Source organism: Kroppenstedtia guangzhouensis, assembly GCF_014637345.1.
Lineage (GTDB): Bacteria > Bacillota > Bacilli > Thermoactinomycetales > DSM-45169 > Kroppenstedtia > Kroppenstedtia guangzhouensis.
In genome coordinates this window covers 1-7,174 of sequence record NZ_BMEX01000036.1, presented here as the reverse complement: position 1 = coordinate 7,174, position 7,174 = coordinate 1, and the positions used below count along the sequence as shown (strand labels likewise).

Annotated in this window: 11 protein-coding genes, 1 other RNA gene and 1 pseudogene; 2 read left to right on the top strand and 11 right to left on the bottom strand. The window is 50.0% G+C overall.

Going from position 1 to position 7,174, the window contains the following annotated elements; genetic code table 11:
* Positions 1-665: 665 nt before the first annotated feature.
* The 10 genes and pseudogenes from IEV46_RS18270 to IEV46_RS17335 all read right to left on the bottom strand — a co-directional run.
* Positions 666-1,049, bottom strand: a pseudogene (locus IEV46_RS18270) (NucA/NucB deoxyribonuclease domain-containing protein); the annotation flags it as partial.
* Positions 1,050-1,178: 129 nt separating this feature from the next.
* Positions 1,179-1,595 carry a DUF5348 domain-containing protein gene (locus tag IEV46_RS17375; RefSeq protein ID WP_188433807.1) on the bottom strand — a complete coding sequence of 139 codons (417 nt, stop codon included), beginning with the start codon at positions 1,593-1,595 and terminating at the stop codon, positions 1,179-1,181.
* Positions 1,596-1,607: 12 nt separating this feature from the next.
* Entirely contained in the window at positions 1,608-2,207 is a 600-nt protein-coding gene (locus IEV46_RS17370; protein ID WP_188433805.1) for a hypothetical protein, read from the bottom strand.
* On the bottom strand, positions 2,204-2,362 hold the full coding sequence (locus tag IEV46_RS17365; RefSeq protein WP_188433803.1) for a hypothetical protein: 159 nt from the start codon (positions 2,360-2,362) through the stop codon (positions 2,204-2,206). The genes IEV46_RS17370 and IEV46_RS17365 overlap by 4 nt, the downstream gene beginning before the upstream one ends.
* A 158-nt stretch (positions 2,363-2,520) precedes the next feature.
* Complete coding sequence (locus IEV46_RS17360) at positions 2,521-2,778, bottom strand: hypothetical protein (protein ID WP_188433801.1); 258 nt, start codon at positions 2,776-2,778, stop codon at positions 2,521-2,523.
* 392 nt (positions 2,779-3,170) lie between these two features.
* Positions 3,171-3,243, bottom strand: an RNA gene (locus tag IEV46_RS17355) — hammerhead ribozyme type II.
* A gap of 3 nt (positions 3,244-3,246) precedes the next feature.
* The gene (locus IEV46_RS17350; RefSeq protein WP_139293699.1) at positions 3,247-3,468 is read right to left on the bottom strand and encodes a hypothetical protein; all 222 of its coding nucleotides are present in this window, start codon (positions 3,466-3,468) and stop codon (positions 3,247-3,249) included.
* 104 nt (positions 3,469-3,572) lie between these two features.
* Positions 3,573-3,884 (bottom strand): hypothetical protein, encoded by a 312-nt coding sequence (locus IEV46_RS17345; protein WP_072511465.1) that lies wholly within the window; start codon positions 3,882-3,884, stop codon positions 3,573-3,575.
* 111 nt (positions 3,885-3,995) lie between these two features.
* Complete coding sequence (locus IEV46_RS17340) at positions 3,996-4,262, bottom strand: hypothetical protein (protein WP_188433799.1); 267 nt, start codon at positions 4,260-4,262, stop codon at positions 3,996-3,998.
* Positions 4,263-4,327: 65 nt separating this feature from the next.
* Positions 4,328-4,723, bottom strand: coding sequence for a hypothetical protein (locus IEV46_RS17335; protein WP_188433797.1), 396 nt, complete (start codon positions 4,721-4,723; stop codon positions 4,328-4,330).
* A gap of 448 nt (positions 4,724-5,171) precedes the next feature.
* Here IEV46_RS17335 and IEV46_RS17330 point away from each other — a divergent pair, with 448 nt between their 5' ends.
* A complete protein-coding gene (locus tag IEV46_RS17330; protein ID WP_188433795.1) occupies positions 5,172-5,339 on the top strand; it encodes a ribbon-helix-helix domain-containing protein in 168 nt (55 codons plus the stop codon).
* Between the two features lie 189 nt (positions 5,340-5,528).
* Positions 5,529-6,197, top strand: coding sequence for a Rok-like winged helix domain-containing protein (locus IEV46_RS17325; RefSeq protein ID WP_139293697.1), 669 nt, complete (start codon positions 5,529-5,531; stop codon positions 6,195-6,197).
* Between the two features lie 61 nt (positions 6,198-6,258).
* On the opposite strand, the gene IEV46_RS17320 is transcribed toward IEV46_RS17325, so the two are convergent.
* On the bottom strand, positions 6,259-7,101 hold the full coding sequence (locus IEV46_RS17320; protein WP_188433793.1) for a tyrosine-type recombinase/integrase: 843 nt from the start codon (positions 7,099-7,101) through the stop codon (positions 6,259-6,261).
* Positions 7,102-7,174 lie beyond the last annotated feature (73 nt).

Below are 7,174 nucleotides of genomic sequence, written 5' to 3'. Positions count from 1 at the left end.
GCGCTATATGTAGAAGAGTTTTAATAAAAAAGCCCTCAATTGAGGGTTTTACTTTTTGTGGAATCTACTTTGCCCCTGGTGACAGCTTCGCTGGTATTACCCCTAAAAGGAGGTGATAGGCGTTGCTCATCATTGTGCTAACAGTCATATCTCTGATATTGACGAACATATGGGGGATCCTCCGGATCATTCAGATTCGGTTGGAAATCAAGCAGATGAAGACCAAGCAACCCAGAAGACGAAGAAAACCCCATGCCCCTAGCACACGGATTTGGCGGTCCCGCTAGGTGGTTGGGGTTCCTGTTTTAGCTCCATGCCTCTAGGACGGCGATCCCGTCCCGTCGATGAAGCGCGTCTACAGTGGCTCCGGGTGTTCCAGCACCTGGGGCCATTCGTAGTTTATGCTCGCTTTAATCATAGCATACCCAGAGAAAGGAAACAATAAAATAGCTTCCAGTCGGGCTCCAGACGGAGGATGCACCATCGAATAAAGTCCTGGCCCGGTTGTGGTTTTCACTCCGTGAAAATTTGTCTCCCCATTGGATATGAATAAAAAAGCCCGCCATCAGGCGGGCCATGCCGTTTCGGTTGAAAGTATTTTCATAGATAGTAGTATGCCATAGATAGCTGTAAAATACCTTGTATGTGGCCCCTTCTGGCTGAGTCACCACAAACTTGATCCGGGTGCCGTCGGGATAATCCCGGGTCTGATGGCTCACCCATGAGCCAGCTCCCCGGTTGTCAGCGGGATCTATGTAGGCGATGTGGGCGCCCTTCCCTCCCTCGGAACAGAAAGCCATCGGCCACTCGTCCCGGTCATAGCCCTCTTTGGTGGGTATGCCCTGGAGTGACTCCTCTCGGTTCTGATCCGCCCCATCCCGGTCGATAGTGCAGACCTCCGAGTGTCCCTTTTTGATCGCCCCCTGAATGTGTGCGGCTGTCTCCGGGTACCGATCCGCCGGGAACTCCAAGATCACATCGTATTCCTGTTGCCCTGCTGGTTTACTATGTTCATCCGCACCGGCAGTGGATTCAAAAAGAGATCGAATATCATCAATATCATCAATGGAGTCAATAGACTGATATCCACCCAGAAACAAAATGCCGGCCAAGATGACCGGCAGCCATTTTTTGAACAACGGAATCTTTCTCCTTCCAAAATTTAGATTTTGTTTCGTTCACCCTCTTTGTCGTGCCATCAGGCCATCCATCGGGACTTCTTCATATCCCATGAGATAGTAATCCTGGCCGTTGTGTTCCACTCTAGACTTCACCCAGACTGTTTCATCGAAGCCGGGATCACTGATCAGGATTTCGATGGATTCGCCGGATGTAAATTCTCGGTCCCCGATTTCATACCGCCCGTTCTCGTTCTTCCGAAGGAATCCTTCAGCCACCACGGGCTTCTGAAGATACTCCCACCGGGTCAGTGCCTCCTCCAGTTTTTCTCCGATCCCCAACAATTGCTCGTATTCAAAGCGTTTTTCCGGGGATAGCGCATCCTGGCTGGTTTCGTACTCCAACCGCCGAGCCTCTTGGACGGCTTCCTTCAGTCGGAGTTCCAGTCGTTTCAACGATACTTTTGCTCGATCCATCATCTCACCCTCCTATAAATCTGCTTCTCCAATGGCTTCGACTAATCCCGGAGTGAGAAAGGCCGCCCGGTTCCCCGACAGACGAATTAATCCATCCTCTGAGACTTGATCCAGTCGTGCCCGGAACTCCTTGAAATCTTCCTCCTCGAACTCCTCTTTCATCTCTTCCAACCTCTTCTGAATCAACGCATCCCGCTCTTCCTCAAAGTCCTCCAGACTGTTGTAGCGTTCGGCAGTGAAGGCGGAATGAATCGCCTTCTCCTCGGGGCTTCCTTGTTTCTCATCCATCAGCCAGTGAACATAAGCCCCCTCTCCGATGTTCAAAACCCCGTTCATGATCTCCACTCCCAGGGCATTGACGGCAGCCAACTGATCGACCGTAACATCGGGGATGTTCACATAGTACATGTGCTGGCCGTAGTCGTAGTAGCTGAACTCCCGGATTCCACGAACGGCAACCTCGACCACTTCGGGGTAGGCCTCGAAGGGATGCTCAAATTTCCAGCACTTCAGCACATCCTCCACTGTGGGCTTCTCCTCATGATTCAACTTCTCCAGCTCCATCCTGATCCGATCCGCCAACTGCTTTCGATCAAACGTTTCTTTCTTCATCTCTTCACCTCTTCCGGTTCCGGGAGAAGATAACCCTCATACTCACGAAACTGGGTCTTGGATCCGCAGCCGTCACACTTCACAAACCGGTCGCCTTCCAAATCCATGATATGGCCGCAGACTACACATTCGTAGACGAAAAACGGAACTTCCATCCTACGGTTCCTCCTTCTAGACACGGACCCACTTACTTTCCCCCCGGTCCTTCTGCCCTGGCATCAGTTCCCTGATCCGCATCAGCGGTCATCAGATCCCGGGAGGGCACCCCGGAATGACAGCAGCCGGATCGTCCCCGGCCACCGTTTCGCCTTTTCTAGCAAGCCCGATACTCCACTGATTCACCGGCTACGTTCCCAACCAAGGTGACTGGTATACCTTTGAGTCCGGCGATCATCGTCTGGCTGAGAACATCATTCGGGATGCCAGCCGCCTCAGCCGCCTCCCGGGTTTCTTTCAGTCTATTGGGTTCGTTGAACCGGAGATTTCGGGCCGAAGCGACCCAGAGCTTTTTCAATATAGACGCAGTTTCGTAGAATGGAATTTTGTTGTCCCGGTCCATTTTGATTTTCATTTTCCCATCACCCTTTCGTTTGCTTCGGTCCTTGCCGGATGCGGGGATGTCCATAGAAAAAGTACGCCCAACAATGCCGGCCAGATCACGGGAATCGGGACCCCCATGAGGAATTCAACTCCAGGAAAGAAGATGGTTCCCAAAGACTTGGCCCCCACATAGAAATCGCCCTCTACATAGCCCATAAAATAGGGTGACCAAGGAATCCCAAGGGGAACGTCTCCGTTTGGAACATCAGGGGTGCCATGGATTCCATCGAAGAAGCGAAAAATCCCACATCCGATGAGTGCAAAACTACCTATCTTGTATACTTTTTTGAGATTCATTCTCATCGGTAATCAATCTCCTTTCAACTCCTTAATGTTTAAAATATCGTTCGACAATCAATCCTTTCTCGGCTGGCTCATTCAGGCCCGGGAAGCCGACACCCGGACGACGGCGGCTGTGCTGGCCGCCGTTTCGCCTTTTTCATCCTGATCGCCGACCGTGACCAAACAACCATAAAAACAAATGTGCTAGTCCCCAATAAGAAACCTGCAAGAACACTGCCCCAAAGACTGCTGATATCACCCATGCAATCAACTCTGAAACTGTAAAAAAACCTTCTGCGATGACAAACGGTGCTACAGCCGCCAGTGTAATCATCATCATGATAGGAGTCGGCTTGGATACTTCCAAAAATTCTTTCATGCTCCAACTCTCCTTCTTCGTCTGTTTAACCTCCTCTTTTCAGGTCTCCCCCCACGGTCCCTAGCAGAGGCCGTCGGATCGGAGGGGCCATGTGGCCGCCCCTGTCAGTCCTCCAAAATCTCTATAGCACGTCTTACATCCTCAGTTAACTTAGGAGCTGGTCCACCATCGATAAACCGCTCACAACGTCGAAGTACGTCTAACAGGGATTCGACGGTTTCCTTATCAATGCTTGGCTGGTTGTTTTCATCTTGATTTCCCAGCCTGGCCTTGATCCGGGTTTCTGTCCCCCTGTCAATCTCCCCTGTAATCTGCTCTATCTCCTGTAACACCTCGGCCACCTTCGCCCGATCAACTCCCGTCCTCATCATCGCGACCTCTGCCGTCATCAACATTTCCCACTTGGTAAATTCCACTCGTCATCACTCCTCTTTTTCGGGTCTCCCCGATCCCACGGTCCCCGGTGGAGGCCTTCGGATCGGAGGGGCCAAGGTTGGCCGCCCCCAGCTCAATTTCGTCCTGTGCAGCTAATACGCTTCTGTGATCTCCCTGCTGAGCTTGTTGTACATTCTCAATATTTCATCCCGTTCCGTCTTCAGTCTTTGCGCCTCCTTTTTCCAATGCAAGGCTTCTTTTCTCCAATACGATTCGCCGCTTCCTTGTGCGTTCTCCTTATCAGGGAAATAGTTTTTATATCCCCAGCTCCCACATTCACACTCGAAATAAATATGATTTAGATCTTTATTTACCTTACCGACCATCTTTCTTCCGCAGGAAAGACACAGTTTTTCCATCCTTAAAGCCTCCCGTAACTTTGCTTTTGTGTGGATTAGGGCCCCGGTTCTCGGGGCCGTTCACTTCAGTAATCTTCCAGTACATCAAGCCAACCCACTTCCCGAGCACAAGTGCCGCACAGTTCTTGGCCACCGGAAAAGTATGTAGAATGAGCATCCTGACACTCATGACAGAGGTTTTCTTCTCTACTTTCTTCCCTTTGAGTAAAATGCAGCAGTCCCAGAGAAACCATGGCCGCCTGTGCTTGCGATTGGAGCTGATCCGGGGAGGTGACGATGGACTGACCGCCGACTCCCTCCACCACGATGGAAAAGCAGACCTGTTCTGCCTTGCCTTCCTTTTTCATTTGTTCATCAATCAGATTCATAATAATACCGAAAGCATTATGACCAGTATCACCGTGCCACGCTACACTTCCCTTTTCCTCTGCGATCAGTGTCATCGTTACCTGTTTGTACATCTCAAATTCCTCCCTGTAGGGTTATTAAATATCATGTTCAAGTTCAAAGATTTCCCTTGAGATCCCGTTTAGGTGCTCGTGTATCTCTGCCTCCAGTATTTCATCAAACTCAGCCTCTCTTTCTTGCAAGTCCATCCGGCCTAACCTCCCTTTAAGTAGCCGGGGGACGTTTAAAGTTGCAATCGTCCCCCTCATTCATACCTTCCGGACTGTTCATACCGACCGTGAACTGATTTCCTCAACGTCTCCCTTACATTCGCAATCGTATTCATCAACGGGAAAAGCCCCAACATAATGAACATCTCTTGTGTTCTTACACTTTTTGCAACGAACTGTGACCACCAGCATGCCTAACCCCTCCTTTCTTGTTACTTTCTATACTACACTAAACTACAAGTAGTTGCAAGTAGTTTTTTCACGTGAGATAATATAAGCAGAGGTGAAACGAATGACAATCAATCGAGGTCTGAAAAACCGCATTCCCGTTTCCAATGCAATTGATAAAAGACTTTGGGAAGGGTTGGATCAGCTGCATAAAGAGACACGGATTCCTAAATCCAGACTCTTAGACGAAGCGATCCAGGACCTTCTTAGAAAATACGAGAATAAGAGTTAGAAAACGCCCCCGTTGGCAGCTGCGCTATACGGGGGCGTATCTCATTAGGGTTCAGTCAAATAAGATATTTTTCGCAGTACCATGATTCCCGGACTTAAAATGTCTCATTTGAGTATTTCATTAGGGGCAGTTGCTAGCATATCCACCTGTTAAAATAGTAGGTGATAGAACAGAGAAAGGGAGTTCGATATGAGAAAGTTGACCAAGGCCGAAAAGGTTTGGAGCATCCATAAACAAGATGAACAGGCGGCTTTTGAACATCGCAGAAAAAAATCAAAAGAAGAATCGTACGCGGTTGATTTAGAAAAGGAAGGAGCTATGGAAGAAGAAACCGCTGCTGTGTTTTCGCAAAAGGGAATGGATCTGTTATTCTCCGTTGTTCGGGACATCATTCGAGAAGAAATTCATGAGTTTTACGGCCACATGGTTCAAGGAATGGAAGAGGGGTACAAAAGGTACCGTCAAGGGAGATATGTTCAGGGGCCAGAACTAGAATCGTTAATCCGCGCGGCGATCCGCGAGGAATTGAAAAGTCAAACCTCTTCAACTCCCGAAACCCCTCCGGCCCAACCTCCAAAAGTCGAACCAAAAACAGACTCTCACATCTTCTCTGAAGAGTTGAGTAACGAAGAGTTAGAGCGGAAACCGAAACACATACAGCCAAAATCGTTTTGGGAGGCCATTGTAATAGAGAGACTTCTCAGGCAAAGGGGAGCTCTGAAGCTAACCGAAATCCAGCGAGAGGTAGAACCCTACTTGGATATGGGCAAAAACTACACATCGAAAATGAACCGGATGATGAAAATCAACCCCAGGATTCAGCGGGTGGGCCGGGGACTTTATGGAATCACAAAGTAGGTCAGGAAGAGAACATTCGCAAAACAAAACCAGCCCCAGGATAAGGCCGGTTTATTTCCGTTCAGAAAGCTTTCTCAATTGCTTTTTCTAACTCCTCAGCGGAAGGTTTGGCATACCTGCGGGTCACGTTGATATCCGCATGACCGGCCAGCTCCGCCACTGTGGCGATATCCACTCCGGCTCCCACTAGCTCCCGGCAATAGGTATGCCGCAACTGGTGAGGATGAATCCCAAATTTCGCTAGAATCCGCTGCACCGATCGCACGGATATCCTCCGCTGGTAGTTTGACAAAAACAAAGGAGAAGAGTCGTCGTCCCGAGCCTCTAGATACTGCGACAATTGCAACCGAGCTTCTACCGGTAGCGGAACCTTCCGGGCCACATTTCCCTTCCCCTTCTGCACCGTCAGCGATCCGCTTCGCTCCCGGATCTCCACGTCCTCCCGATTCAGATTCACCAATTCGGAAACACGCAGCCCGCTATAAACCAGCAGGTAGACAATCGCGATATCTCGCCGCTTCCCGGTTCGCTCCACCTCCCGCAGCACCCGATTTCGTTCGTTCCGGTCCAGGGACTTCGGGGCGATATGACGAGGCTGCCGGATCTCCGGCCGGCGGATATACTGCAGTATGTCCCCGGCTCCCAAGTAGCGAACCAGGACGGAGAGCGCGGCAAACTTGTTCTGGATCGTGGCCGCGCTGTTTCCCCTCTCCTCCAAGTAGTGAATGTACTGCTGAACATCCACCCGGGTCAGCCGGTCCATATCCCCGCCATTTCTCTTCAACCATTCCGAAAACTCCTGTATAATGCGGGTATAAGTTTTGATCGTGCCTGGACCGCTCCCCTTCGCCTGAAGATCCAGGATAAACCCTTCGGCGACTTTTGCGTCACTTTTTTCGGTCATTAGCGATCACCCTTCCAACGGTTGAATGCAGGTTCGACCGTTTTTATTATACCCTGAAGTGTCGTAAAAGTCT